Raw genomic sequence first — 26,124 nt, 5'->3', positions numbered from 1 at the left:
ATGAAAGTCGTGTCTCACCAGATGCGACTTTTTGTGGTCGGCGTATAAAAAAACACTGCCCGGGTCAAGCAGTACTAATTCGTACGTGATACGTTTAGCTTAGTTGGGTTTCAGCGAAAACCGTACTTTGCTGCAAATTCTCGAATAATACGCTCGCTCTGTGGCGTGCGAATCAATACTTGGCGCCACTGCATCGGCGCCGGCTCGTCCAAGTGGCCGGCCGCATACAAGCAGGCAGCGATTTGGGCAATCGTATCAGTGTCCTCACCAAGGTTAGCCGCGGTCAGGATCAGGTGCTGCACAGACGCCGCATTCGCTGCACACCAGACGGCAGCTTCCAGCGAGTCAACCACATAGCCGCTTGAGCGAATTTGGCCGCGCGATGCGGTGAAAAAGTCTGGACTAAAGAGCCGGTCAAAATAGGCCAGCTCCTCGGCAGGAAAATCGCTCTGTTGTACCAACTGATCGGCTTGTTTGAGCGCGTCGGCGAGCGCCTGGCCAGCCAGCAACTGCCGCAACGTCTCAACATACAGGCAGCTGGCGATGATTGCGCGTTCGTGGCCGTGTGTCACTGTCGTAAAGTCTGTGATGCGTTGCCGGCTAATCGGCCAGTTTTGCCCATTCAGGGCGAAGGCGAGGGGCGCAATGCGCATCAACGCGCCATTGCCGTTTGCGTTAACCGACCGGCTGCCCGCCTCAGTTGCAGGCACGCGCCCGGTGTTGAAGCGGCTGATGGCCTCACTGGTGCCGATGCCAATGTCGAAGCGAATGCCGCGCGGCGTGTAGTCGCCGTCCAGGTAGGCAGTGAACTTTTGCATCAGCTGGGTCGGGCCGCCGCCTTCAGTCAGCGTCTCCGCCAGGCACAAGGTCAGTGAGCTGTCATCCGACCATGAGCCGATCGGCTGATCGTATGTGCCGTGGCCGATCATACCCGTCACGTGATAACTGTCACGCGGTCTGAATTCAACCGGCACGCCGAGCGCATCGGCAATCATACTGACTTCAAAGAAGTTGACGATTTGTTTTTGAGTGGCCATTCGCAACCTCCATGGTTTCTGTCAAACATTATTATTGAATTCAGTTTAGCATAGCGCATAGCCGCAGATGAACTGGTAGCTGCCTTGGGGGCTGGTCAGTACTAATTGGGAGACGCGAGGTCTCAATCCCAACTATCACTTACGTTTCCTTCTCGCTATCAGTACAATTAAGGCAGGAATGTTGGCTGAAAGTAGTATTTTCTGGCTGCTTAGCCTAACATCGGTGTCCGAGTCTGTTGGTAAAGTAGCCGACTCGACAGCGTATTATTGAAAGGATTAAAATCATTGAAAGCCGAGACCAAAATGATGCAGGCGGCCTATTTTACTACCGTCGGGGATGCCGATCAGATCCAGGTGGGACCGCTGCCGGTGCCGGGGATCGGTCCGGATGAAGTCCTGGTCCGGATCCACGAGGCCGCAGTCGATCGCGTCGATGCTTATGTGCGTTCCGGGGCGTTTAAAACGCCGCTTCAACCGCAGCAAATCATCGGGCGAGACGCCTGGGGTATGGTGGCGGCCGTGGGTGCAGAGGTGACGGCTTTCCATGTTGGCGACCGGGTTTGGACCAACAGCATGGGCTACGGCGGCCGCCAAGGCGTCACGGCGCAGTACGCCGCCATTCCTGAGGCTCGGTTGGTCGCGATGCCTGATGGTGACCCAAGCAGCTGGCTCGCGCTGGTTCATCCCGGCGCAACGGCGGCCATCATTGTCACGCAGCTCCTAAAGCTTCAGTCTGGCCAGACCCTGCTGGTCGAAGGGGGCGCGGGGCACGTTGGCCGGATGCTGATCCAGTGTGCGAAAATTTGTGGCCTTCAAGTGATTGCCACGGCGAATCCGCGAGATTTTGCTGCTGTGACGGCCTTGGGCGCTGAGGTCATCGACTACGCGCCAGGGTGGGAGACAAAGTTGACCGGTCCAGTGGATGCCATCATTGATACTTCAGGTCGCGTCCCGTTGCAGTTAAACCTTGATCAGCTTGCAGTGGGCGGTCAGATCATTTTGATCGCCGCCACCCAAGAACCTAAAGTGAGCTTTGACCTGCCCAGATTCTACATGAACGTTCAGCGCTTGCGCGGGTTTGTCATCAGCCGGGCGAGTTTGGCGAGTCTGACGCAGGCGAATCACTGGCTGCTTCAGCACGCGGCCGCTTTTACGCCACTGACCGTCGAGCGGTTGCCTTTAAGTGATGCCGCAAAGGCCCATGCGATGGTCATGAACCCACAGGTGAAATCTCGGCTGCTGATTACCTTGCCATAATTGTTGGCAGTCCGCTAAGATGGACCCAAAGAGAAGCGGGAGAAGAAGCTCATGAAAATCGAACAGGTGCCAATCACCATTGACATGGATGGAGGCGACGTCGAGGTTTACGATAATTCGATCACTATCGGTCCGCATGTGCTGGTGCATGTTGTTGCCAAAGCACCACATTGGTCAGAGACAGTCGATGGGGATGTTCAGCTCAGGCGCAAGAAGATGCGCGAGATCAAACAGGCGGTCGCGCCAATCATCGAGCAAAATCGCCACTGGCTGGACGTGGATACGTCGCAGTCGCCTGAAGCGATTCTCAAAGCAGTGCCGGAGATGATTCAAAAGCTCACCGGCGCGCTCAATACAGTGATGATTCCCGGTGAGCTGGAGATTGATTCAATCGGGCTGATTGGGTCCTGGCCGGCATACGGAGCTGAGCCAACCGCGCTGCTTGACCAGTATCATCAGCAACACGCGCTTCATCTAGCAGAACGTCTCAGTGACCTAAACCTCGGCGAATAACTGACGAGCCGAGCGGCGTGACCAGGGCTCACGCCTGGCGAATGTCAAAAACGCCCGGCGCCTTTTCTTGAAATTACCAAGAAAGGGCGCCGGGCGCTTCGTCCGCATTTGGAAACCACGCAAAGGGCACCATCCCTTGCGAAATGGTGTCCCGACCCTCGGGGTTGCCCCCGGGGGATTTGTATTTCCCGGTTGCCCGGGACTGCTACCGCCATGACGTCGCCGCCAAGGTTCGCTGTATTCAGTTAGGAATGGTAACAGGTATCCTGCCATGCGTCCTGAAAGGACCCCATGCTTTCCACATGGTCTTCATCGCCAAACCGATCGGAAGGCTCAGCATGCCTGGTCTCCCCCGCGAAGGCGAGGTTGGATTGCCAGGTAGTTTCCGGGTGACTCTGACGAGGTTGTTCCTTCCTCGCCCTCCCATCATCCGCAACCAGAATAACGCCTCTGGCAACCTTTGACTACCGATTTAACTTCGTTTTATGCAGTTTGTTTATTTTTCTTTTCACAATCAGCTATTCGGTGGGGCATGCCAGCCAGGAGTGGCGACCACGATGAATCGCTCGGGTAAAGAAGCGAGGAGGGTAACATGAGTTTATCTGCCGCAGAGTTGCAGGCGCTGAAGATCTTCGCCGCAACGATCAAGAATTGTCAGAGAATGCAGCCAAAGTTTGCCGCCGGCACGGCGCAAGCGTCATTGCTAACGAACCGCATCAGGGCGCTGCGGGTGATCACTGCGCTGGTCGGCCAGAACGAGGCGCGCTTTGACGCGGCGACCCTGGCGGCAGCGGTGGCGCCCATCGACTCGATCATCCATAAGACCACCACGGCCCGCGCCAAGTATGCCCCAGGGACCGCCATGTACCGCCGGCTGACGCCAATGATCACCGCGATGACGCTGGGCCAGCAGGCGTTGCGCGCCCAGCTGGCCGCTGAGTGATCGGCATGCCTTAGTAGTGACAGCAAAGACCCTGCCGATGGTTCGCGCCTCGACGGGGTCTTTTGCTAGTCCGTAAAAGGTTTGAACCGCTCGATGAACACCGTTTTGATTGGCATATGCATCAGCCGGGCCCGTGGTTAATTCGTTCGGCAAGCTGACAAGTGGCTAGTGGTGGCCGCTGACCGACTGGCTGGTGCCCCAGCATTACCGCTAGTCCGGTTGGCTGCGGCGGCTCACCAGATGGTCATAGATCCGCAGGTCGAAACACGGCTACTAATCAGCCGGCCTTAACGAGGACCACGTGTCCCTTAAATTTGCTCGTCCGATCCCTGACTCAGCGCGTATACGTTAAGGCAGGGATTTTTTATCCAGTCAAAAATGAACCAGTCGAGCAATATTTGCATCGACCAAAATACACTTGATGATCTTGACTTTAATTAGGGTGTTGGTATCGCTCAGCTAGGGAATTAAATTGCAAGCGTTAGATTTCCTTTCTGAAACGGCACCATGATACGGTGAAGATAGGGAAATATTGAGCATTAGCATAAGTTCGACGAATGAAAGGAGGCAATCCATGGAACTGAGCCATCAGCTGCTATAGCTGGCAAACCGCAGAACTACTGTATTTTACGTTGATCACTTGATCAGCTGAAGAAATGAGGCTGATTGCCCCCCGAAATGGAGGACGTCGTTAAATGCGAAAAATAAATCAATTCCGTCAAGCCTTAACAGAATCTAAGCACCGCAAGCACATGCGCAAATCCGGCAAGCGCTGGGTCGTTCGTGGCATCACGATGTTGACGCTGGGCCTGACCATGGCGCAGCCGCTGGTGACCGTCGCATCCGCTGTCGATACGCTGCCACCAGCGGCAGACACAAAAGCGGCGGCCGAGTCGGCTCAAGAGGAGCCTGTTGCCGCCGAGTCGGACGCATCTGACAAGAGCAGTGAAGCTGCAGCCAAGGAAGACAAGAGCGAAGAGGCCGCGCCAGCCGCCGAAGCCGAGAGTGACCCCGCTGCACCGGCAGAAGAAGCTTTTCAAACCCCAAAAGAACAGGTGACTGATGCGCCGGCATACGCCCCAGAACCCTCGGCGCCCAAAGCGCTTGGCCCGGCTCAGGGACTGGATGACCTAAGCGTCGACATCGGCGGTGAGAAGACATACGACGCCACGGATGGCTTTCCAACGCGTATCGATCATTTTTTTAATGTGTCGTTTAACTGGAACCTGTCCATGCCAATGAGCATGACTGATTTTGAGTACCTGGAAGGATCTCAGTGGAAGAATGGCCTGCCCACGAACGTCGGGACGTACCGAGTGCGACTGACGAGCAGGATGCGGACCCACATTCAGTCTGATATGAGGGACATCTATGGCGATGCATGGGCCGATGAAAAGTTCGAAGGAACCTACACGATCCATCAACTGGTCGCATCGATAAGAGCGACTGGTGGCAGTCGGGTTTGGGATGGCACTCGCGGCACCGTGGACCAATACGTACCGATTAATAAAATTCTCGACGTTGACTTTAACCTCTCATTAAATGATATCAACTATCAACAAGTGGGGGTACATGATCTTTCTTCAGGAGATTGGTATGCCCAGATCCCGCCGGGGGTCGGTACTTATCGGATCCGAGTTAATTTTGCAACGCAGTTGGGTATTCAGCGCCGGCTGGCAGATTTATACGGCGAGAATGTGATGCTACAGCTTCCTTCCATTACAGATCATGATTTGTTCACTGTTGAGGAAGCGCCAGGTTTTGAAAAATTAGGGATGAGCATCGGTGGCCGGAAGACCTATGATGGTAGTGTCAGTTTTCCAACCACGGCCGCAGACTTCTTCAAAGTGGCTGATTTGGACGCGTGGGGAGACCTACCCACCCCAGAAGGGGAGTGGTGGTTCGAATACAAAAGTAAGGGAACAGACAGCTGGGTAACAGACAGCTGGCTAACAGGTGGGTTACCAACTGCGGCTGGCGACTATGACGTGAGGGTTCGGGACCTTTATCGTTCCGTTATAACAAGGGCCATGGAAAAGAAGTACGGCGCTGCTCTGCCGGATTCTGCATTCGAGGGCAGTTACACTATCGATCCGCTTAGCGTCGATTTGACGGTGGGCGGCGGCAGCAAGATCTATGATGCCACCGCGCCGTCACCCGCAGAGTTGCTGTCCACTCTTGAGGTAGCGGATGTGGACCTTGGTATCACAAAGGCAGACTTTGAGTATCGGCTAGCCGATACCGATGATGCGTGGATCGCCGGAGCACCGATCAATGCGGGTAGGTATCAGGTCCGCCTGAGCGAAGCAAAGAAATCAGCAATTGACGTGTTAATCGCTGAAAAACTCAACGGTAATGTCCAAGTAGGCGCCGTATATCCAGGCGAATACACGATTGAGTCAAAGCAATTGAATTTGACGGTTACAGGAGGAAATAAGCAATACGATGGGACGGCAGTCATGCCGGAGCAGCTGATTGAACAGTCGCCAGAATTAGAAGGCGAACTGAACATTACCAAGGATGACTTTGAATTTACCATTGCTGACGAAGGCAATTGGACCAAGGGCACGCCATCAGCAGCGGGTCGATACGAGATTCGACTGACCGAGTCTGCGCAGAATCGAATAGTTGATCAATTTGACCTGAATTATGGTTCGAACCATTCCTTATCCATAGTAGACACTGCTGAATACGAGATCACCCTGAAAACTGATTTTGATCAGCTTTCCTTCAGCGTTGGTGGGGCCAAGGTCTACAACGGCGAGAACACATTGCCTGACGACTTTTTCAAGACATCGCCTAATTGGATGTTTGACCAGCCTCAGAATGAAGACGACTACCAATATCGTGCTAAGGGTGAAACCGAGTGGCAAGACGGCACTCCTATTGAAGTCGGCGAATACGAGGTGCAAGTGAAACCGTTACGGCGACAGGCAATTCAGGATGATATCAAGGCTGCATATGGCGAGACCCTACCGGATTCAGACTTTGTTGGTGACTATACCATTAAGCAGCGGCTATTTTTGAGCCTGAACATTGGCGGGAGCCGGGAGTATGACAAAACCGCTCTGAAACCGGCAGACTTTGTGACCCAATCCGAGGATCTCGACTTGGACTTCGGATTCACTGAAGAAGATTTCAGGTATCAGATTCTCGGCACTGATGAATGGTCTGACAGCAATGATGAATGGCACCCTGGAACGCCGACTTTAGCGGATCGATATCGTCTTACGCTCACTGAAGAGAAGCAACTTTCTATTAATGTGGCAATCCAGAATGCATACGGGCCAGGCCATCCGTGGCAAATAGCGCGTGGGCCTTTCGAAATAACGACCCCTAAAGCCTTTAACAAACTGGCCATCAGTATCGGTGGCGAGAAGGTCTTCGATGGCGCAGACTCATTACCAGCGGACTTCTTCAGCCCGTCGCCTGAATCCTGGGACTTTGGCACACCAACAGATGCTGATTACGAATACCGCCGCGCAAACGCCGATTCTGAAACGGACTGGACACCAGGCACGCCAATTGAACCGGGTGAGTACTCCGTGCGGGTGAATGAGGAGACGCGCCAGGCAATTCAGGAAAAGATTGAGGAAGAATATGGGGCGCGCCTACCGTTGAATAACTTCGAGGGCGACTACACCATCCACGAACGGGTGTTGTCACTATCGATTGGTGGAACGAAAGTGTACGATAAGACCTTCGATTTACCAAACGACTTTGTTCAACAGTCGTCACAGCTAGACCTAGACCTGGCTTTGGAAAATAGTGACTACGAGTATAAGCTGGAGGATGGCGAGACTTGGGCACAGGGTGTACCATTCTATGCCGGCCAGTACGACATTCGCATCCATGCGGGGAAACAGTCACTCATTCAGGCCGGCATCTACGATAAGTATGGCGAATATATCAGCGAGGAATCTTTTAGCGGCAAATACGAAATTACGCCATCCCCAGACTTTGAGGGCCTGGCGTTGGCCATTGATGGAGAGAAACCATACGACCAAAGTACCCAGCTGAACAGCACACCAATTCACTACACTGGTGCATGGCGATATGAGTTTGCCTTAAAAGAGGCTGACTTTCAGTACCGCTTACTTGGGGAGACAAGCGGGTGGATTGACGGTACGCCATTACTGGTAGGCAAGTATGAGCTTAGACTGCGACCTGAGATTCGCCAAGGAACCCAGAATGTCATTCTTGGTGATTATGGCCAGACCTTGCCAGACTGGATGTTCTCAGGCACCTATGAAATCACCCCAAGCATTCACTATGACGGCTTGGCGATGGTGATCGATGGTGAAAAGGAGTATGACCAGTCAGATTTCCTGCCGCTGGAGCTGGTCCAGCTTGAAGGCCAATGGGACTCTGAGGTTCATCTGGGAGCGGGAGATGTTGAACACCGCGCAGCTGGCGCTTCAGATGATGATTGGCAAGCGGGCGCGCCGACCAAGGTAGGCGAGTATGACCTGCGCGTGAATGCGACTAAGCAGGCACAGATCCAACAGGAAGTGAAGGAGATGCACGGCGCCGGCCTTCCTGATTGGATGTTTAGCGGGCAGTATCGGATCGTGCCCCACGCTGACCTTGATGACATCACCCTTAAGATTGGGGGGAAAAAGCAGGTCGACGGCACGAGTGATCAGCCTACCGACTTTGTCATCTCAACTGGCGGCTTAGAGGTGACACCTGATGTAGCGTCCTATCAGCACAGAATCCAAGGTGAGGAAAAATGGTTCGATGGTCTGCCGACCGCAATTGGGCAGTATGACGTCCGGTTTAGTCCGGATAAGCAGCAATCGCTGCAGGACCACCTCACTGAGCTTTACGGCGCAGGTATCCCCGCCGAATGGTTCACCGGCGAATACACCATCTACGGCGTGGCAAACCCGTATCTCACTTTGCCGACCAGCAAAGTCTACGACGGGACCGATCAGTTGCCGAAGATCGCGCAAGAGCACGATCTTGGCATCGAAATCGGGAAGGAACATCTGATCTACACGCCGAAGACGGCTCCCGGACTGCCAAGTAGTCGGTTATTGACTGACGATGGTGGGATCAAAGGCGCGCCGACCGAACCGGGCGTTTACAACCTCGCCCTGCAGCAGGAATATATTGACCGGCTGGAGGCAATGTATCCTGACCGTGACCTGTCTGATATGTACCAGACAACTTACACCATCGAAGCAGATGATGAGAAGGAGCCTAGTGAGCCCGGCGGAGGCGGCACTGATCCAGACACAGGCGGCGGTGGCACTACTGATCCAGACACGGGCGGTGGTGGCAGTACTGGCCCAGATACCGGTGGTAGTAGCAGCACTGGCCCAGATACCGGTGGTAGTAGCAGCACTGGCACTAACCAGGGTACCAACACTGGTGCCAACCCAGGCGGCAGCGTGGTTCGACCAATTCCGGTGAACAACCCCACCACGGCGGTCAATCCCACGACGACCCATCGGGAGGGCACCCTGCCACAAACTGGTGAGCAGCAGAAGCCATGGCTGATCCTGCTTGGTCTCTCACTGCTGGGGATGCTTGGGCTCGGCGGTTGGTACAAGAAGCGTCAGCGGATGGGCTAAGCTGCAGAGATCAATCTGACGGCTGATTCCAGACTATGACGAAGCGTTAACTGACAATGCAAAACCCCTCGAAGAGCACGTTGGCTGTTGCGGCCAGCGTGCTCTTTTGCCTATTTTCACACCAAAACAGGCCTTCTCAGCCGCTATCAGTGGCGGCAAAGAAGGCCTGTCAATTTGTATATGGTTTGAACCGGTCGATGAACGCCGTCGCAATCGGCGTCTGCAGCCGGTGCTTGCGCCAGGCCAGCACGGTGTGGGTCTGCACCCGCGGGGAAAAGGGGATGAACCGCACGCCGGCGTGGTTCTGCGGGTCGATGACGCCTTCGATGGTCAGCGCCGCGCCGGCGTTTTCCTGGATCAGCGGCAGGACGTTAAAAATCAGGTTGAAGTGCCCGACGATGGTCAAATCTGCCAGCTTGACCTGCGCCCAGTCCGCCAGCAGTTGCTGCACAGCTTGGCGGCTGGAGATGATCAAGGGGATGCCCAGCAGGTCGGCGGGTTCGATCACCGGCTTGGTGGCGAGCGGCGAATCAACGTTGGCGACTAGGCCCCACCTCTCCGTGTGGGCGAGGGTGAGGTGCGCGTACTTGTCCGTGTTGACCGGCTCCAGCAGCAGGCCCAGGTCGATCAGCCCCTTGTCCAGGCGGTCGAACAGGTCGTCGGAGGTGCCGGTGAACAGGTCGAACGTCACGGCCGGGTACTCGGTAGTGAAGGCGGCGAGCGCCTTGGCCAGCGTGTGGCTGGTGTCGGCCTCGACGGCGCCGATGCTGAGGTGGCCGCTGAACAGCTCGCGGCGCTGATTGATGAAGGTCTGCTCGGTCTGCTGCGTCAGGGTCAGGATCTCCTGCGCCCGCGTTTTCAGGTACAGGCCCGCCTGCGTTAGCGTGAGGCCGCGGTGGCTGCGCGTGAACAGCGGCGCGCCGAGTTCGTCCTCCAGGCCCTTGAGCTGCCGCGACAAGGTGGGCTGGGTGATGTGCAGACGTTCGGCCGCCTGCGACAGCGAGCCCGCCGCGTCGATCGCCAAAAAGTATTCCAGCAGCCTCAGTTCCATGTGTGTGCCTCCAGTGGGTCAGCCGGGCCGATCACCCGCGCTGCCCGGTTCATCGATGCTAAGACTACTATAGCTGTGCAGCGCAGGATTCTCAATCAGCTTCACGATCAGGTCAGCAACGCTCGCCCGCGACACGCTGGTGCCTTTAAAAGGGGTGCCCTTGGCCGTGAGCTCGTAGTCAATTTCGGCGGTGTCGGTCAGATAGGCGGCTCGGATCAACGTAAAATTCAAGGCGCTGACCTCGATCAGGTGCGCGGCCCGGCGGGTGTCTGCCATCACGGCGGGGCCGACGTCGGTTTCGACCCAGCGGCCGAATGCGCCGGGCACCTCGTGGTCCAGGCCGAGGCCGGTGACGTCGATCAGCCGGGCCACGCCGGCCGCGGTCATGGCCTTCACGATCGATCGCGCCAGCGGTTCGAGCTGCCCGTCGAGGTTGGCGTAGACAATGTCTTGGCCCGCCATGGCTTGGTACAGCGCCTGGTAGTCGTTCACGTCGGCCTCGACCACGGTTTCGCGGGTCGGCACGACCTGGCCCAGACGCTTGGCGCGGCGGAGGTACAAGGTCAGGTGGGCGTCGGTCTCCTGCAGGAGCCGCTTGCGGACCAGCTTGGCGATGCGGCCGTTGGCGCCTATTATCAGCACATTGGGCACCGGCTAGTCCTCCGGCGCGCTTTTGCCGTAGACTTCCTCGGCCAGCGGAAACGCGGACCACGCCTTGGGCCAGCCGGCGTAAAAGGCCAGGTGCGTGATCAGTGCGAACATCTCCGTCTTGGTCACGTCATTGTCCTTGGCGATGGCCATGTGCGCCTTCAGCTGCGGGAACAGGCCCTGCGCCATCAGCGCGGCGCAGGTGATCAGGCTGCGGTCACGGGCGGGCAGCTCCGATTCCTTGGCCCAGACCTGACCGAACAGGACGTCATCATTCAGCGCGGCGAACTGCGGGGCGACCTCGCCCAAGTGGTCGCGGCCTGCGGTTTGTTTCTTCACCATTATGATCTTCCTTTCTGGATGAGTGGGCTACCACGGCTGGGTGGTCGGGCCGACGGTGAATTCACTCACGTTCGTGTCTTCCGGCATGTCGATGGCAAACGCGACGACCCGCGCGATGCGCTCGGCGCTGATCTCGTACGTGTCGTAGGTCTGCTGCATCGCCGCGGCGGCCCCAGGGTCGGTGATGGTATTGAGCAGCTCAGACTTGACGGCGGCCGGATAGATCGTCGCCGTGCGAATGTGGCTGCCTTCCTGGGCGGACTCCATGCGCAGCACTTCCATCAGGTCGCGCACCGCCCACTTGGTCGCACCGTACACCGCGCCGTTCGGGTAGGCTTTGAGCCCGGCGACGGAGCTGGTCGTGATAAAATGACCGGCTCGCTGCGCTTTAAACGTTGGCAGGGCGGCGGCGATGCCGTTCAGCACCCCCTTCAAGTTGACGTCGACCATCTGGTTCCATTCGGCGACCTTCAGCGCGGACAGCGGGGAGCTCGGCATCAGGCCAGCGTTTAGAAACATCACATCGAAGCGGCCAAACGTGTCCTGTGCCAGCTGCACCAGCGCGGCGTTATCTGCCGGCTTGGTGACGTCCGTGACGCGATACACGGACTGACCGCCGGCGTTCTTGATGGCTTCCGTCAGCTGCGCCAGCTTGTCTTCCCGCCGTGCGCCCAGCACGACCTTGGCGCCTTTTGCCGCCAGCAGCTTCGCGGTAGCGGCGCCGATGCCGCTGGATGCGCCAGTGATTACAACCACTTTATCTTTAATCATGCAGAATTCCTCCTAGTCGCTTAGTGCGATGTACTGTTCATCAGAAACGGGTTCGAGCCATTCCGGCGTGCCGGCGGTGATGGCGATGTGCGAGAACCAGCTGTCCTTCGTTGCGCCGTGCCAGTGCTTCACGCCGTCGTGGGTGACGACGACATCCCGAGGGTGCAACTTGCGCGCCGGCTGGCCCTCTTCCTGGTACCAGCCCTCGCCGCCGGTGACCAGCAGCAGCTGGAAGCCGTCGTGGTGAATGTGCCAGTTGTTTCGGCAGCCGGGCTCGAAGGTGACATTGCCGACGCCGACATTGATCGCCGGGTCGCTGATCAGGGTGTTGAGGTAGCTCTGGCCGACAAAATACTGGGCATAGGCGTCGTTCGTGGCGCCCATGGGGAAGATGCCGTGCTTTACGGATTGTGCGGTGGTTGTCATGCTTTGTTTGTCCTTTCGAGGGCTTGAGTAGAACACTTAGCTTTGATTGAAGTAATTGTAGTGACTGTTTGGCTATACGTCCAATACTTTTATCAATCGTCTGAAATGCTCATTGAGCATGGTACAGGAAACCGAAAATGAGGCAGACCGTTACCAAAACAGTTACGCAAGACTGCCCAGATCTGCGGTTTGCTTTTTGATCGCAGACACATTTGTGCGACTGGGCAAGCCGATATACGACCGAGAGTTCTCGAGGGTCTCGTCAATTTGAGCATCTTACCCATTCTGCCGAAAATGATACACGACAAATTTTCAAAAATTGCGCGGTGCAAGTGCTAGAAGCTTCGGTGTTACAACCTTTTGAGGAAGGGTGAGTAATTAAGCATAGGTAATCACGTCAATCTTTGCCATAACGCCGCTTCGCGTCTGATTTTGTACACAAATAGAATAATTGGCGTGTGAGAAGAACTGGGACCTTATTTCGTTGCTCAATTCCGTGAAAACTTTTCTCGGGGTGCGTGGTTGTTGCTCGAAGCAAAATCTATGTCTGTAATTTGGAATGTCGGTGATGATCTAACACGGAGAATTTCGTATCAGAACATTTCATTAACTTGAGGCTCATGGCCCACAGAGAACAGGTTTTCAAGTTTTCCCTTGAAATTTGTCTAATTTATCACGTATTGTTACTAAATCTTTGGATATGGGGACTGACGGCAGCACCTGTCGAAATGTTCTGATATTATTACGGCAGTGCGAGGTTCATAGGCGACTAAAATCTAGATGACGGTATAGATACATCCAATTTGACAATTTAACTGTGCTGTTTTAATGGGTAATGTATTATGATTTAATGGTAAGTAGTGACAATACTAAAATACGAATGAGGAGATTGGACAATGCGGAGTAAACCTGATTCAATGAGTATTCTTGAGGCATATGATCAATACAGGAAACATAATCTATTAGTTAATAGACTATATCAGCGAAAACTGGTTTGGACTCAACAAGAAAAGCAACTTTTGATTGATAGTATTTTCAAACAGTATGCTCTACCGTCTTTTCTTTTTTCTAAATCGGCAGATTCACCTGATACTTTGGAAATACTTGATGGTATGCAAAGATTAACCGCAATTTTCGATTTTATTGAGAATCGAATTGATTACAATGGTAAGTACTTTGATATAGACGCGTTTCCTGCTGCAAGACTTGCAGCACAGAGGAAAGCGTTCAAGCCACAAACAGACAAAACATTGCTTCTCTCTAATGAAAAAAGTGTAGATTTTGTAGGTTATGCTTTGTCAACTAACATAATTGATGCAAGTCGAGATGAAACCATTGATTTATTTCGCAGAATAAATTCTCAAGGCCGTTTATTGAGCAACCAAGATCGTCGTCGCTCAGGCGTAACCAGCGAATTTTCATCCATTGTTGATTCTTTATCGAGCAGTATTCGGGGGGACATTTCTTCAGAAATTATTGACTTGATGAAGATGCCGAGCATAAGCCTAACTGATTCTTCTCAACAAAATGGCTATGGTATTTCCATTGATGATATGTTTTGGTTCAAGACTGGTATTCTAAATAGACAAAATATTCGTCATAGTGATGATGAGGAATTGATTGCTGATTTGGTTGCTTCTGTTCTCTCAGACCGTCCCTTTGCTGCCAGTCAGGAGAACTTTGATAGGCTTTATTCCGAAGATGATTCGATGGCAAAGACGCTGGAAGTGAATTTAAAAGAATATGGTGCAAAGCGACTCCAAGAAAATTTTCTGCACGTATTTAGTGTTATAAATGAAATTTTGATAGTGCATCAGCCAAAGGATACGAATTTTAAAAAGACAGTATCTAAATCTCATACAAATACAAATCCTGCTAAATATGCTTTTTATGCATTTTTCATGGCCGTTTTTAACTTGGTGATTGGGCAAAACCAATACCCGTCTAATTTTGAAGGAATTTGGAATGGCATTCTAGGCTTGGAACAGTCATTAAGAAGAGGGTCACATTCTGCAAATGTTAATGAGCGAACAAGCAATATTGATTCAGTAAAGGGTAGAATTTCAAATTTCTTCACACTATCAGAACAAGAAAAAAATCACGCGAGCTCTGAATATGTTCTGACACGCTTATTAGCCGAAGCCAATGGTGAAAGTTCACTTTTTGAATTTAAGATTGGTTTCTATAATGATATACCCAATAAAAAATCATCCTTTAATCCAGATGTGATTTCAAAAATATGTAAAGTTGCAACAAGCTTAGCGAACACCCCTCAGAAACGTGATAAATATATTTTCATTGGGATCGCTGATTCCGACGAGTCTGCCCAACTATATCAGAAGCGACATGAGAAGCCAATTTTTAAAATAGGCAAAAACTATATAGTTGGTGTAGAACGAGACTTATTTTTAAGCGAGTTAAAATGGGATAGCTATCTTCAAAAAATAATCACATTGATTCAAAAACAACCGATTAGCAAAGAAATGCGAGTAATGTTGACAAGCCCTAATACTTATGCCGTGAATGGACTAAGAGTTCTAGCATTTAGGATCACAAGTACAAGAACTCCCGAAAAATATGAGGACAAGTATTATGAGCGAATTGGAAATAGCGTAAGTGAGGTTTCCGATAGCGATCGTCTAATTCAGTTAACAAAGCTATTGAACTCAAATGAGTAAAACTTGTTAGTTTAAGGCTATAGGAATTTTCTGCACCATAGCTTGGATGAAGAAAATCTCCGGAAGGGTGCTGAGATTGAACCGAGGCGAATTATTAAATGGAGAGAACATTGATATGAAACCACAAGTTTGGATAGTATGTGGCTCTATGTCACTGGGTGTTGAAGCTAAATTCAATCTATTTTGGAGTCCTCACTTTTAAAGGGCTTCTTTTGTTTTCTTATGCGGTCAGTTGATAGATGTGGTCCAAGATATTGCCTTGGTTCCTGAAGCCTAAACAGGAACATTTCTATGACTTTATCAAGCGGTTGATTCCTTCGATTGGGCCTTTCGATCGCGTTATGGCCAAAACTTCTGCACGATCTTTCTTAACGTCTCCATGGCAGCATCTAGCGATGTGCCAGTGTTGCGATAGCTATCCAAAATAAGCCAAAGTTTTTTGAGTATTTTCGTCCATTAACGCACTTTGCAGGGCAAGAAAGGTGTCATAAATTATCTTTAGCGGCGGATATATATTCAGGGGCTATGTTTAACGCATTCTGCTCGGTCATGTACTCGTTGAGCCCAAATAAATAGCGAGTATGAGTCGCATCTGGATCAGCTTTGTGGAAGAGCCGTCATTGCAATTTAAGCAATTTGTAGGTGCGCAGGGGATGATTCTGAATTTGTATTAGTGTCGCAATCCTAGCCTGATCCAGCGCCCGGCCGAGAAGTTGCACGATGTGGAAACAATCAATGATTATTTCGTCTTGAGGAAACACCTCGTGAATAAAGAGCGATAAGCCGCGTTCATGTCCATGGTGATTGTCCTTTCTTTGAGGCTGTAGTGGGACACGAAGAAGCACTTGATGGTGTTATGCAGGCAACCAACCAGCAGCTGGACAGGTTAATGGTCATCGTCATCAATGCAGATAAAGGGTGCCATTTTTCCGGTTGAACGAAACTCATCAAAGCAAAGATTCTCCGGAAGCTTCCTTGCCGGATGATGGTTGACGTTTGCATTCATGATGCGCTGGACGGACGTGGCAGAGATCCCACTGATCGCTGCAATTGTCATCAAGGGTTGGCTTTTCAATGAGAGCTTTAAAACTGATTCCTGGTTTTCTTTGGCAATTGAGTGATTGAACTCGACTAAGGGGGGCGTCACGATTGTTGAGTAATGACAGTTACTGCACCACCATCGTTGCTTATTTAAATCCAGGATGTTTGGTATCTCAATGGCCCCTATGACATGAATGCGAGTTAGTCTGCAAAGCTTCAAACCGAAAAGAGGGCAGCATTTCCACGTATATGAAAGTGTTGCAAAGATTGTAGATTTCTGCGGTGTTAGGAGCCTGTCACACGATATTCTTCACGAACGTCTGAGACATCGATTGGTCCCCTCGCTAGATTTTGGTTTCGTCGCTTAGATCATAGCACGGGTGTCCTTGTATATACCCTTTTGATTTTGTTATTAAAAGAAGCGCCTACACTCTCGCTGTTGGATTTCTCCAACACTAGATAGTGTAAATCCTTTTTAACTTCTCAGCGTAGCGGTGATAGTGGCTATCTTGATTCTAAAACGCGGGTTGTTTCTTCGAATCTGAAAGTTCATAGACTGAAATTAGGCAAGGTATCGGGTTCGATTATGGCATTAGACCTGAGATAACCATCGTATCGAGCAATACGAGCTGCACTAATGTCACTTGCATACTGGCGTGCCTCTTTTCTTGTCGGCACCAATTCCGCTTGCTGTTCAAGTCGGCTTAGCCTAGTTTGGAACGCTGTCAGTGTCGTATTAAGTTCGTCCGAATTTGTTGGTAGTAACTTTGCGTGATATCTAGTGTGCTGGGACAAGAAGGGTGAATATTCGTCCTCATTGAGGTGATTGGCAGCTTGGCTGACCCTTTTCCAAGAGCCTTGCTTTGAAATTATTAATCGTCGACTCATCATTAGTATTGGGGATAGGGATGATATCTTGCATCTTAAAAACAGACGGGTATTCCTGACTCTCTAACTGAATGAGTACAAAGGGGAGATCGAAGGCTGCCCTCATGCCGAGCTCCAGCATGACATTGGGGTTTTTATCAGTCTTATCTACAACAACTACATCGCTGTCTACCAGCCCCCCTATTATGCGATTTAGTCTGTCATTACCTTCTTTATCGCTGACAAGTGAGGGTTCTTTATAGATATCTTTCGGTAGAGCTTCAGAGATATACTGACGGGTGAGTTTAAAGAAGTCTGCTGAATGTTTAAAAGTGGCTGAAATGGGAGCAATAATTCCAATCGAAATTAAGTCTTGCATAATGGCACCTTTCAGATAAATGATGGACGAGTAACTACACGACTTTCGTAAACAATCATATTTTATCAGATTTATACGGTAGAGCTTGATGTTATCTTAACTTTCTAAAAGAGACGTTGATTTGTGCCGTCTTCATGAGACAAAAGCTTTGGATAGGAGATTACGGGTTTCTATTTGCGGCACTATCGTTGAAGACGTGAAATTCTGATAGAAGCGAAATTTCATGGTAGAATAATCCAGAAACATTTGAGTTGCCGATAAAGGAGTCTTTTTAAATGCCACAAATCCAATGGTTGAACCAAGGCTGATTGGCAATGCTACTCACGGTGGTAGGGAACCTCTGACAATTCTGAATGTAAATTAGCAAAAAAGCCCGTCAATTCGGGCTTTTTAGTTGCTTTGGGGCATTCGTATCAGGTTATCACTAATGGTGGTCTTTAAGATTAAATCCACATATTTTGAGCAATGCTTGGCAAAAATCCTCAACTTTTGCCCACATATTTGCCCACGTTTTTCTGACCGGGATTGTGAATTAGACCCCGGTACATGCAAATAGTTACCCCGGACATTTACCAACGTTGGGCTCTCGACAAAGTGACCATTACCTTGATCAAAACACTTAAAAAAATAGTTTTCCAATGTACCCGCCAGCAAAGCCGCCAATAAGTAGGTTCGCTATCCAAAAGAGGAACTTTCCCCAGGCGGACTCATTGGCGAAATTATAGATTCCAAGTGGAACATTCCCATATTCATCTCGAAAGCTAGATTGGGTCTTTAACTCGTTATCGATGGCCCTCGTCAAAAACTTATCAAACAGATTGACTTTTCCAGCGCAGGAGAAGCTTAATCTGATAAATTCGTGATTTTTGAATGCATTGGCTTCGTCTTTTCCAGACATAAAATCTTTTACGTGTATACCGTTGTAGTCCATCAACGCTTTAATGTGCGGATCACCAATATAGCTTTTGCCGTAATACTTGCGGAAAAGGATAGCCATATCTAATTTATTCTGATCTGGAATGATTGCGGGAACCTTACCTAAAACGCGATACCGTTGCTCTAAAGCCTTGAATCCAAAATTTGAATCGCGCATGTTCCAGTGAATCCATATTTTATCAAGGTGGCCTTGAACGAAGGTAAAGAAGTCATCTAGCATCATGCGCTCAACTTCTTCGTACCTTTCTACAATATCTTCTGGTTTGATCTTCATCAATTCAGCCGCTTTATGTACCGCAAAGAGGTCAGTTTGACCGCTTGATGGCGACTTTACGGCAATCGCGGTAATCCGCGGCGTTGCACCATTGGTATCAAAAAAGCTTTCGCAGGAATAATGAATAATCAGATACCTGTCCTTGTGTTTTTCGAAATCGTGAAATATTTTACCTGCTTCGCGGTGATCTAGGAATCTTGACATACGGTCCTCGTTTTCGTTTATTGAAGGAAATTATCATTTTCTAATGGGGGTAAATACGCTGTCTATGCAGAGGCAGCCTGTGCCTTCTTAACCTTATCAGCAGTTAGAAGCCGATCAATAACGTCTTGCATCGTGTGTCGGTCGAGCTCCATTAACGCAGCTGTTTCCGCGTCATGATAAATTTCAGTGAGAACATCTTGAATGTTAGCGCCAACGATGCAAAGTGGATTGGTTTCTTTGTCTAACGCGAAAAGTGGTGTGTGTCCTTCCGTCAATAGGTAAACGTCTAACAACGTAATTTCATCGGGTGATTTTGCGAAGATTGGGTTATGCGTTTCGGCGTCAGTCATCACGACGCCTGCTTCTTTCAATGTCCCGATCAGACGCCGGACGACAACTGGTGAAGTGTTAATACTGGTTGCAATCACGGCGCTGGTAATATGAATGTTCTGATACACCGAGATGAATGCCAACAGGTGGATGGTGTCGCTGAACTTAGTTGAAACTCGCATGTGAATACCTCCGTAACTTTTGTGGTTACAATAATTTTAGCATATTTTCTGGAATTCGGGGGTGATTTATCGAAAAACCTAGCCCTTATTGAGAAGCTGCCATTATAGTGAGTCTATTCCGAAACAAAAGAGGTAACCATGATGATTCAGTTTCAGCAAGTTTTCAAAAAATATCAAGGTGTAGCTGCATTGACCGACATCAGTCTGTCAATCGCAAGTCATGAGCTATTCGTGCTGGTGGGGCCCAGCGGAAGTGGTAAAACGACATTATTGAAAATGATCAACAGATTAAATACACCCACAAGCGGACAGGTCTTGATTGATGATCTTGATGTCATGGCGGTGCCCGACGTTCGAGAATTTCGTCGCGGAATCGGCTATGTTCTGCAAGCTGGCGCACTATTTCCAAACATGACGGTAGCAGAGAATGCCTCAATCCAACTGGCAGCACAAAACGTCCCACAAGATAAGCGGGATGCGCGTGTTCGCGAGTTACTAAATGCCGTCGGTTTAGCATCTGACAAGTTCATGAATAGGATGCCAAATGAGTTATCTGGTGGTGAAGCGCAACGTGTGGGTATCGTTCGTGCGTTAGCAGCTGAACCGAATATCGTTTTGATGGACGAGCCATTTAGCGCACTTGATCCGTTGTCGCGTCGTCAACTGCAAGATTTAGTCGTGAAGTTGCATAAGCAATTTAACACCACCATCATTTTTGTTACGCATGACATGGACGAGGCATTGAGGTTGGCCGACCGTCTGGCGGTGATCCACGACGGCAAGCTGCAACAAGTTGGAACGCCAGATGAGATTCTTGCAACGCCTGCAAATCAATTCGTTGCGGAATTTTTCGCTAACGCGGGCCGTCAATCCCAATACGTTAAATCAGTGTTAGCTGCGGGATTCGGAGAGCCGGCGACAGGTTCAGCGCTAGTATCGCTTCCAGAAACGGCGATGCTTTCAGACTGGGCAGCACTGTTGCAACAATCACCAACTGCAACGGTTGGTATTGGTGATATGCAGCTTGCTCCAGCAGACTTGATTGCGTATCTTGCTCAAACTCGGGAGGTGCAATGAGATGCAGGACTTAACTAACTATTTGAGCAAAAATGGTAGCGAAATTCTCAATGCTTTATGGCAACATATCGCAATTTCAGTTGTTGCTACCGTGATAACCGTATTGATTGCACTCCCGTTGGCGATTGTGTTGATCGATCACCGGCGTGCTGGTGAGGCTGTGTTGCAAGTCGCAAGTGTGATTCAAACGATTCCGAGTCTTGCAATCTTAGGATTACTCATTCCGTTGGTCGGCATCGGGACGATTCCAGCCATAATTGCGCTTGTCTTATATGCCATCATGCCGGTATTTTCCAATGCGTATGCAGGGTTGACCAACATTGATCCCTTACTAGTCGAAGCAGCAGATGCGTTTGGCGTATCAAGACGATACAAGCTATTTAAGATTCAGTTACCACTTGCAATGCCAATGATTCTGACTGGTCTGCGCATTGCTGTGGTGATGGTGATTGGGACGGCAACGTTGGCCGCTTTGATCGGAGGCGGTGGTCTCGGTACTTACATTTTGCTTGGTATTCAGACGAACAATAATAGTGCCCTATTCGTCGGGGCCATTCTAGCAGCGGTATTGGCTCTGGCCGCCAGTGCCTTAATCAAATTGTTGGCTCAAACGAATTTGAAACACGTCTTAGTTGGCTTAATTGTGGTTTTGGCTGTGGGTTTAGGGTTTGCAGGAGTTCGCTCATGGCAGAACTCTCAACACCAGACTGTCACGATTGCTGGGAAGATGGGTGGAGAACCAGAAATTTTGATCAACATGTATAAGGAATTGATCGAGGAAGACAACTCAAAAGTTACTGTGGAGCTGAAACCAAACTTTGGTGGTACGAGTTTTCTGTTCAAGGGGCTGCGTAGCGGTAAAATTGATATTTACCCAGAGTTCACCGGCACAGTCTTACAGTCGCTTGTCAAGACGAACCAAAGCGTACCCCATCAGCCGAAACGTGCATATGCCCTAGCGAAGAAACTACTCGCAAAGCAGTACGATATGACGCTGCTGCCACCGATGCAATATCAAAATGGTTATATGATGACAGTGCGCGCCTCGGATGCCAAGAAGTACAACTTGAAATCCGTGGCAGATTTGAAGAATGTTCCAAAATTTAGGGCTGCATTTGATCCAGACTTTTACCAGCAGTCTGACGGTTATCCGGGTCTGAAAAGTGCTTATGGTCTCACATTTAATTCGGTGCGGACGATGGAACCGGCGTTGCGATATGAAGCTCTGGCCAAAGGCAAAATTGATGCCACGGATGGCTACACGACAGATCCGCAGATCAAACAGTATCACCTCGCGGTATTGACGGACACGCAGCGATTTTTCCCACCGTACCAAGGTGCTCCGTTGATGAATACAAAGTTTGCGAAAGCACATCCAGGAATCGTTAAGAGCCTAAAGCGGTTGGCTGGCAAGGTGACAACCAGTGAAATGCAAGAAATGAATTATCAGGTAACGGTTAAACATCAAAAAGCAGCGACGGTTGCACATCAGTATTTAGTAGCACATGATTTAATTAAGAAATGATCGGAGGAATCAAGATGAAAGCTGTGATTGTGAAGCACCCTGGCGGGCCAGAAGTGTTGGAATATACAGAGGTGCCAACACCAGCAGTGAAACCAGGATGGACGCGAGTCAAAGTGCGTGGGTTTGGTATTAACCATTCGGAGATTTTTACTCGCGAGGGCAAGTCGCCTTCAGTACAGTTCCCCCGGATACTTGGTATTGAAGCTGTTGGTACGGTCGATGCAACTAGCGCGCCCGAACGATTCACACCGGGGCAAAAGGTGGTGTCATTGATGGGTGAAATGGGCCGCGCGTATGATGGGAGCTATGCCGAATATGTATTGCTGCCCAACGAGCAAGTGTATCCGGTTGCAACAGATTTGGATTGGGCGCGTTTGGCAGCAGTTCCCGAAACTTTCTACACCGCCTTTGGAATTTATCAGAGCCTGCGATTGCAAGTTGGTGATCGAGTGCTGATCCGTGCTGCGACCAGCGGAGTTGGCATCGCAATCTTGAAGCTGATGAAAGCATCTGGGTTGGACTTGACTGTCACCGGTACCACCCGTTCTGATCGCAAAGACGCCGAGCTTAGAGCAATGGGCATTGACGTAATCGTGCATACACCAGACGCTACGTGTTTACCCGATGACGCAGGTGAGTTCGATAAAATCGTTGATTTGATTGGGCCGGCTGCCGTACGTAATTCGCTGACACACACTGCCGAATGGGGTGTGGTCAGCTCAACTGGACAGCTTGGCGGCGTATGGACACTAGAGGGGTTCGATCCAATTATGGATATTCCGAATAACCGCTATTTGACCGGCTTTTACTCCGGTGATGTTGATGCGCAACGCGTACAGAAGTTATTTGACTTCATTGCAAAGCATCACGTAGACGTTACGCCAGAGAAAATTTTCACTTTAGCCCAATCCCGTGAGGCTCACGAGTACCTTGCAACTGCTTCCGGTCTAGGAAAAGTAGTCGTGTTACCATAGCGAAAGGAAGTACCGAACATGCAGTACAAGCAACTTGGTCAAACCATATACTTACGTGTGGATAAGGGCGAAGAGATTCTCACTCAGATTCTCAAAGTGTGTGCGGGTGCGGGTATTAAGTCTGCTACCTTTAGTGGCATCGGTGCCTGCCAAGCGGCGGTGCTGTCCACGTATCTGCCAGATAGGAATGACTTCACTGATCACCACTTAAGCGGAATGCTTGAGCTGGTGTCGTTGAGCGGAAATATCACATTCGACGGTGAGGTTCTGTATGAGCACGCGCACGCTACGTTTTCTGAACTTGGGCGAGACGGTGAGCCACGCGTAGTAGCGGGACACTTAACCAGCGCGACTGTGATGTACACCGGAGAAATCACGATTCAGCCTGTTGCAGGTGTAATTCCGCGAAAGTTCGACGATAACGTTGGAATCACAGTGTGGGACTTAGATTAGTGCAATTCAAAAATGAGATCTGCCACGATGAGCGTGGTAGGTCTCATTTTTGTGTATTGAAGTATTACCATAGCTAGTCACTCTGGACATTGAACTTCTTGATTTCTTGAAGCTGCTTATAGACGTTATCTATTTCTTTGATTGGTAATTCGGAGTAGCGCGAAGCGGAGCTGATCTTTCGTCCATTCCGATCAGTCTTGGGAACGCCATCCTCATCTGTGGGAGTATACGGCTGAAAATAGCTGAATATATCGTGTAGTTGCTCTTCGAGGTGCTCGAGCTGATAAGGAGAATATCCTTCCATCTCCCAAGCAAGTTTGTGTATCTGCTCAAGCTTTGGGCGATATTCTTCCAATCGGTCGAGGGTTTCGTTAATTCGGTCTAACATCGCAGTTGTGCTATGGACTTTCTGTTCATCAGGCGAGCCAAATAAGTCAACGGGTGCGACGTTGAAGAACCGAGCAATTCGATCAAGCGAATCAAAACTGGGGTTGCGCTTGTTCTGCTCGATTTTTGAGATTGTATCTCTGGAAAGCTGGGCAATCTTAGCCAGCTCCTCTTGGGTGACGTCGTATTGCTCACGCAGTCGTTTCATGTTCCGGCCGACATTTTCAATCATTGTGCTCACCTCCACAATCATCATATTATGCGGCTGACGTCCATGCAAGGTTTCAGTCCTACCTACGTCAATATTGTCGGGCTGATTCACTAATTTACTGTCGGCCAAACCCTTGCTACCATTAGGATACAGGTAGACGCGACCTGTTATTTTGGGAAAGGACAAATCGCAAACTCGCCACCACGCGCGGCGTGCAGCGCGAAAGCCGCAAGCGTGAGCGGCGGCGGTCGGCGTAGCCGGCCGCCTAGACCCCCATGTACTAACAGGGGGGTCGTAAATGACACCTATCTACCTGATTTCTGGGTAGAAACGTTGATACAACACGGAAATTACCGACTGGACAATTCAAGTTGATGTCCGGTGGCAAAATGATTAGGAGGTACACGATTTGGGTTACTGGAGTGATTCAGTGCGAAAGCGTCGCAAAGAATTGAATCTGACGCAGGTACAGCTATGTCACCGGCTTGGCATTACACAACGCCACCTTAGTCGCATCGAAAATGGTGAGGCGTGCAGTAGCGGCTTACAAATGTACATTGATAAGACGCTCAATAATTGGACAGATGAGCCGGAATTGCAGATGCTGATCGACTATGTGCGGATTCGGTTTCCAACACAGGATATCGACAAAATCGTCGATGATCTCTTACGCTTGCAAACAGATTGCGTTCTGTCAGAAGATCGTGCGGCGTTCGGTTATCAATTTACCCGCTCACTGGGCCAGATCAAAGTCTACGGCTCTGATCCGGGCCATAAGGAGCTGGGGACGCTGGTAGAACTACGCGGGCAAGGTTGTCGCCAAATGGAAAGCATTCTGCTAGGGCGTGGCGAAACTTGGTATGACTTTCTTAATCAGTGCCTAGACATGAAAGGCGTGATGAAACGACTAGATTTAGCTGTCAACGATATGGTTGATATGCTGGATATTCCAAACTTGATTCAAAAGATTCAGGCCAACGAGTGCATCACCGTGATGCGTGAATACCAAGGCACGGTGTCTGGACACATCTATCATGATGACGATGAAGAATTTGATGATGAGACTGGTACGACATTATACATTGGTTCAACCAAAAGCGAGCTTTACTTTTGCCTTTACGAGAAAGGCGCTGAACAGCACAAGAAAGGCTTAACCACGAACATCTATAACCGTTTTGAAATTCGCTTAAAGAACACTCGGGCGGAAAAGGCTGTTGATGATCTCCTTTGCTATCGTGATGAAGAACGCACGATATTTGGCATTATCAAGCGCTACCTGCGCTTTGTTGATGCTCAAAAAGACAAGTCACGATTGGATTGGCCGCTCAACAAGAATTGGCAACGCTTTATCGGTCATGATCGCCAGCCGCTGCGCTTGACCACTGCCCCAGAACCGCTCGATCTCAATCGAACACGAGCGTGGATTGATAAGCAAGTTGCACCGATGGAGCGAGTGCTCCACGAGATTGACGCGTACTGGGGTAACCAGAAAACGATGCAATCGATTCGCGGGGCAATCTTGACAGATAAACATCGACAAATCATTGAGCAGTACACAGTTGGCGCAGATCAACTTGAGAACGGATTGTTTGAAGAAATGACATCTGAAAGTGAGCAATCAAAAAAGGATGACCACGCCGACCAAAGCAAGTAGTCACCCTTCACAGATAAGATATGGGTCCTATCTGTGCTGATTATCTCACACAGATGCTAGACACAACAAGTGAGGTAATGAATGAAAATCAAATACAGTCCAGTATCGGATAGTGACGCTGAATGGGGTAACAAGGCCGCCATTTTGAGCCGATACGACGGCTTAAACAAATACACGCTCAATCGTTGGCTATGTGAGATGCGTGACAACAAGCTGTGGCGTGATGGCGTCTTGAACCCAACGCACAAGCTCGTTTTCATAAATTTCGAGGTATTCGACGACTTTTTGTACTGGAAGACGCATGGCTATTCAAAATTGCGCAGAAAATAATGGGTTTGGATGTTAAAATAGAATCTGCTAATAGAGATTCAGTTTTGCCCTTTTC

Annotated in this window: 22 protein-coding genes; 11 read left to right on the top strand and 11 right to left on the bottom strand. The window is 50.2% G+C overall.

The window, feature by feature from the left end; all coding sequences use genetic code 11:
• Nucleotides 1–110: 110 nt before the first annotated feature.
• Nucleotides 111–1,037: an ADP-ribosylglycohydrolase family protein gene (locus EKM85_RS01490; protein WP_125584506.1), complete on the bottom strand. Its 927-nt coding sequence runs from the start codon at nt 1,035–1,037 to the stop codon at nt 111–113.
• 285 nt (nt 1,038–1,322) lie between these two features.
• Between EKM85_RS01490 and EKM85_RS01485 the strand changes: the two genes are divergently transcribed.
• The 4 genes from EKM85_RS01485 to EKM85_RS01470 all read left to right on the top strand — a co-directional run bounded on the left by EKM85_RS01485 (nt 1,323) and on the right by EKM85_RS01470 (nt 9,329).
• The gene (locus EKM85_RS01485) at nt 1,323–2,294 is read left to right on the top strand and encodes an alcohol dehydrogenase catalytic domain-containing protein (RefSeq protein ID WP_125584505.1); all 972 of its coding nucleotides are present in this window, start codon (nt 1,323–1,325) and stop codon (nt 2,292–2,294) included.
• Between the two features lie 51 nt (nt 2,295–2,345).
• The gene (locus tag EKM85_RS01480) at nt 2,346–2,807 is read left to right on the top strand and encodes a hypothetical protein (RefSeq protein WP_125584504.1); all 462 of its coding nucleotides are present in this window, start codon (nt 2,346–2,348) and stop codon (nt 2,805–2,807) included.
• Nucleotides 2,808–3,399: 592 nt separating this feature from the next.
• Nucleotides 3,400–3,750 (top strand): hypothetical protein, encoded by a 351-nt coding sequence (locus EKM85_RS01475; protein ID WP_125584503.1) that lies wholly within the window; start codon nt 3,400–3,402, stop codon nt 3,748–3,750.
• 695 nt (nt 3,751–4,445) lie between these two features.
• Entirely contained in the window at nt 4,446–9,329 is a 4,884-nt protein-coding gene (locus EKM85_RS01470) for an MBG domain-containing protein (protein WP_125584502.1), read from the top strand.
• Nucleotides 9,330–9,498: 169 nt separating this feature from the next.
• On the opposite strand, the gene EKM85_RS01465 is transcribed toward EKM85_RS01470, so the two are convergent.
• Genes EKM85_RS01465 through EKM85_RS01445 form a run of 5 tightly spaced genes read right to left on the bottom strand, consistent with a single transcriptional unit; the run spans nt 9,499 to nt 12,567 of the window.
• On the bottom strand, nt 9,499–10,380 hold the full coding sequence (locus tag EKM85_RS01465) for a LysR family transcriptional regulator (protein WP_125584501.1): 882 nt from the start codon (nt 10,378–10,380) through the stop codon (nt 9,499–9,501).
• Between the two features lie 18 nt (nt 10,381–10,398).
• Entirely contained in the window at nt 10,399–11,031 is a 633-nt protein-coding gene (locus EKM85_RS01460) for an NAD(P)H-binding protein (RefSeq protein WP_125584500.1), read from the bottom strand.
• A gap of 3 nt (nt 11,032–11,034) precedes the next feature.
• Nucleotides 11,035–11,370, bottom strand: a complete 336-nt coding sequence (locus EKM85_RS01455; protein ID WP_125584499.1) for a carboxymuconolactone decarboxylase family protein — start codon at nt 11,368–11,370, stop codon at nt 11,035–11,037.
• A 27-nt stretch (nt 11,371–11,397) separates the two neighbouring features.
• Nucleotides 11,398–12,141, bottom strand: a complete 744-nt coding sequence (locus EKM85_RS01450; protein ID WP_125584498.1) for an SDR family oxidoreductase — start codon at nt 12,139–12,141, stop codon at nt 11,398–11,400.
• A gap of 12 nt (nt 12,142–12,153) precedes the next feature.
• Nucleotides 12,154–12,567: a cupin domain-containing protein gene (locus tag EKM85_RS01445; RefSeq protein WP_125584497.1), complete on the bottom strand. Its 414-nt coding sequence runs from the start codon at nt 12,565–12,567 to the stop codon at nt 12,154–12,156.
• Nucleotides 12,568–13,463: 896 nt separating this feature from the next.
• Here EKM85_RS01445 and EKM85_RS01440 point away from each other — a divergent pair.
• Nucleotides 13,464–15,245 (top strand): GmrSD restriction endonuclease domain-containing protein, encoded by a 1,782-nt coding sequence (locus EKM85_RS01440; protein WP_125584496.1) that lies wholly within the window; start codon nt 13,464–13,466, stop codon nt 15,243–15,245.
• A 617-nt stretch (nt 15,246–15,862) separates the two neighbouring features.
• On the opposite strand, the gene EKM85_RS11700 is transcribed toward EKM85_RS01440, so the two are convergent.
• The 4 genes from EKM85_RS11700 to EKM85_RS01420 all read right to left on the bottom strand — a co-directional run bounded on the left by EKM85_RS11700 (nt 15,863) and on the right by EKM85_RS01420 (nt 19,458).
• Entirely contained in the window at nt 15,863–15,964 is a 102-nt protein-coding gene (locus EKM85_RS11700) for a hypothetical protein (protein WP_379881878.1), read from the bottom strand.
• A gap of 1,136 nt (nt 15,965–17,100) precedes the next feature.
• Nucleotides 17,101–17,532 (bottom strand): hypothetical protein, encoded by a 432-nt coding sequence (locus tag EKM85_RS01430; RefSeq protein ID WP_125584495.1) that lies wholly within the window; start codon nt 17,530–17,532, stop codon nt 17,101–17,103.
• Between the two features lie 619 nt (nt 17,533–18,151).
• Nucleotides 18,152–18,946 (bottom strand): hypothetical protein, encoded by a 795-nt coding sequence (locus EKM85_RS01425; protein ID WP_125584494.1) that lies wholly within the window; start codon nt 18,944–18,946, stop codon nt 18,152–18,154.
• Nucleotides 18,947–19,008: 62 nt separating this feature from the next.
• Complete coding sequence (locus tag EKM85_RS01420) at nt 19,009–19,458, bottom strand: Rrf2 family transcriptional regulator (protein WP_125584493.1); 450 nt, start codon at nt 19,456–19,458, stop codon at nt 19,009–19,011.
• A gap of 141 nt (nt 19,459–19,599) precedes the next feature.
• On the opposite strand from EKM85_RS01420, the gene EKM85_RS01415 reads away from it, so the two are divergent.
• The 4 genes from EKM85_RS01415 to EKM85_RS01400 are packed head-to-tail and all read left to right on the top strand — an operon-like array spanning nt 19,600 to nt 23,487.
• A complete protein-coding gene (locus EKM85_RS01415; protein WP_125584604.1) occupies nt 19,600–20,535 on the top strand; it encodes an ATP-binding cassette domain-containing protein in 936 nt (311 codons plus the stop codon).
• Between the two features lies 1 nt (nt 20,536).
• Nucleotides 20,537–22,060: an ABC transporter permease/substrate-binding protein gene (locus EKM85_RS01410; RefSeq protein WP_125584492.1), complete on the top strand. Its 1,524-nt coding sequence runs from the start codon at nt 20,537–20,539 to the stop codon at nt 22,058–22,060.
• A gap of 14 nt (nt 22,061–22,074) precedes the next feature.
• Nucleotides 22,075–23,034, top strand: a complete 960-nt coding sequence (locus tag EKM85_RS01405) for a zinc-binding alcohol dehydrogenase family protein (RefSeq protein ID WP_125584491.1) — start codon at nt 22,075–22,077, stop codon at nt 23,032–23,034.
• An 18-nt stretch (nt 23,035–23,052) separates the two neighbouring features.
• Nucleotides 23,053–23,487 carry a PPC domain-containing DNA-binding protein gene (locus EKM85_RS01400; RefSeq protein WP_125584490.1) on the top strand — a complete coding sequence of 145 codons (435 nt, stop codon included), beginning with the start codon at nt 23,053–23,055 and terminating at the stop codon, nt 23,485–23,487.
• Nucleotides 23,488–23,560: 73 nt separating this feature from the next.
• On the opposite strand, the gene EKM85_RS01395 is transcribed toward EKM85_RS01400, so the two are convergent.
• Complete coding sequence (locus EKM85_RS01395; protein WP_164510630.1) at nt 23,561–24,106, bottom strand: helix-turn-helix domain-containing protein; 546 nt, start codon at nt 24,104–24,106, stop codon at nt 23,561–23,563.
• Between the two features lie 388 nt (nt 24,107–24,494).
• On the opposite strand from EKM85_RS01395, the gene EKM85_RS01390 reads away from it, so the two are divergent.
• Nucleotides 24,495–25,739, top strand: coding sequence for a replication initiation factor domain-containing protein (locus tag EKM85_RS01390; protein WP_125584488.1), 1,245 nt, complete (start codon nt 24,495–24,497; stop codon nt 25,737–25,739).
• Between the two features lie 81 nt (nt 25,740–25,820).
• Nucleotides 25,821–26,069 (top strand): DNA-binding protein, encoded by a 249-nt coding sequence (locus EKM85_RS01385; protein WP_125584487.1) that lies wholly within the window; start codon nt 25,821–25,823, stop codon nt 26,067–26,069.
• Nucleotides 26,070–26,124 lie beyond the last annotated feature (55 nt).

Source organism: Lacticaseibacillus jixianensis (assembly GCF_003946485.1).
In the GTDB taxonomy this organism is placed as follows: Bacteria; Bacillota; Bacilli; order Lactobacillales; family Lactobacillaceae; genus Lacticaseibacillus; species Lacticaseibacillus jixianensis.
Note: the sequence above shows the minus strand (reverse complement) of the source record. Positions and strands in the feature narration are given on the sequence as shown.

Bases quoted from the DNA above. Each gene is read 5' to 3' on its own strand.
- EKM85_RS01490 (WP_125584506.1), bottom strand. From the start codon at position 1,037: ATGGCCACTCAAAAACAAATCGTCAACTTCTTTGAAGTCAGTATGATT.
- EKM85_RS01480 (WP_125584504.1), top strand. From the start codon at position 2,346: ATGAAAATCGAACAGGTGCCAATCACCATTGACATGGATGGAGGCGAC.
- EKM85_RS01475 (WP_125584503.1), top strand. From the start codon at position 3,400: ATGAGTTTATCTGCCGCAGAGTTGCAGGCGCTGAAGATCTTCGCCGCA.
- EKM85_RS01470 (WP_125584502.1), top strand. From the start codon at position 4,446: ATGCGAAAAATAAATCAATTCCGTCAAGCCTTAACAGAATCTAAGCAC.
- EKM85_RS01465 (WP_125584501.1), bottom strand. From the start codon at position 10,380: ATGGAACTGAGGCTGCTGGAATACTTTTTGGCGATCGACGCGGCGGGC.
- EKM85_RS01455 (WP_125584499.1), bottom strand. From the start codon at position 11,370: ATGGTGAAGAAACAAACCGCAGGCCGCGACCACTTGGGCGAGGTCGCC.
- EKM85_RS01450 (WP_125584498.1), bottom strand. From the start codon at position 12,141: ATGATTAAAGATAAAGTGGTTGTAATCACTGGCGCATCCAGCGGCATC.
- EKM85_RS01445 (WP_125584497.1), bottom strand. From the start codon at position 12,567: ATGACAACCACCGCACAATCCGTAAAGCACGGCATCTTCCCCATGGGC.
- EKM85_RS01440 (WP_125584496.1), top strand. From the start codon at position 13,464: ATGCGGAGTAAACCTGATTCAATGAGTATTCTTGAGGCATATGATCAA.
- EKM85_RS01430 (WP_125584495.1), bottom strand. From the start codon at position 17,532: ATGCAAGACTTAATTTCGATTGGAATTATTGCTCCCATTTCAGCCACT.
- EKM85_RS01425 (WP_125584494.1), bottom strand. From the start codon at position 18,946: ATGTCAAGATTCCTAGATCACCGCGAAGCAGGTAAAATATTTCACGAT.
- EKM85_RS01420 (WP_125584493.1), bottom strand. From the start codon at position 19,458: ATGCGAGTTTCAACTAAGTTCAGCGACACCATCCACCTGTTGGCATTC.
- EKM85_RS01415 (WP_125584604.1), top strand. From the start codon at position 19,600: ATGATTCAGTTTCAGCAAGTTTTCAAAAAATATCAAGGTGTAGCTGCA.
- EKM85_RS01410 (WP_125584492.1), top strand. From the start codon at position 20,537: ATGCAGGACTTAACTAACTATTTGAGCAAAAATGGTAGCGAAATTCTC.
- EKM85_RS01405 (WP_125584491.1), top strand. From the start codon at position 22,075: ATGAAAGCTGTGATTGTGAAGCACCCTGGCGGGCCAGAAGTGTTGGAA.
- EKM85_RS01400 (WP_125584490.1), top strand. From the start codon at position 23,053: ATGCAGTACAAGCAACTTGGTCAAACCATATACTTACGTGTGGATAAG.
- EKM85_RS01395 (WP_164510630.1), bottom strand. From the start codon at position 24,106: ATGATTGAAAATGTCGGCCGGAACATGAAACGACTGCGTGAGCAATAC.
- EKM85_RS01385 (WP_125584487.1), top strand. From the start codon at position 25,821: ATGAAAATCAAATACAGTCCAGTATCGGATAGTGACGCTGAATGGGGT.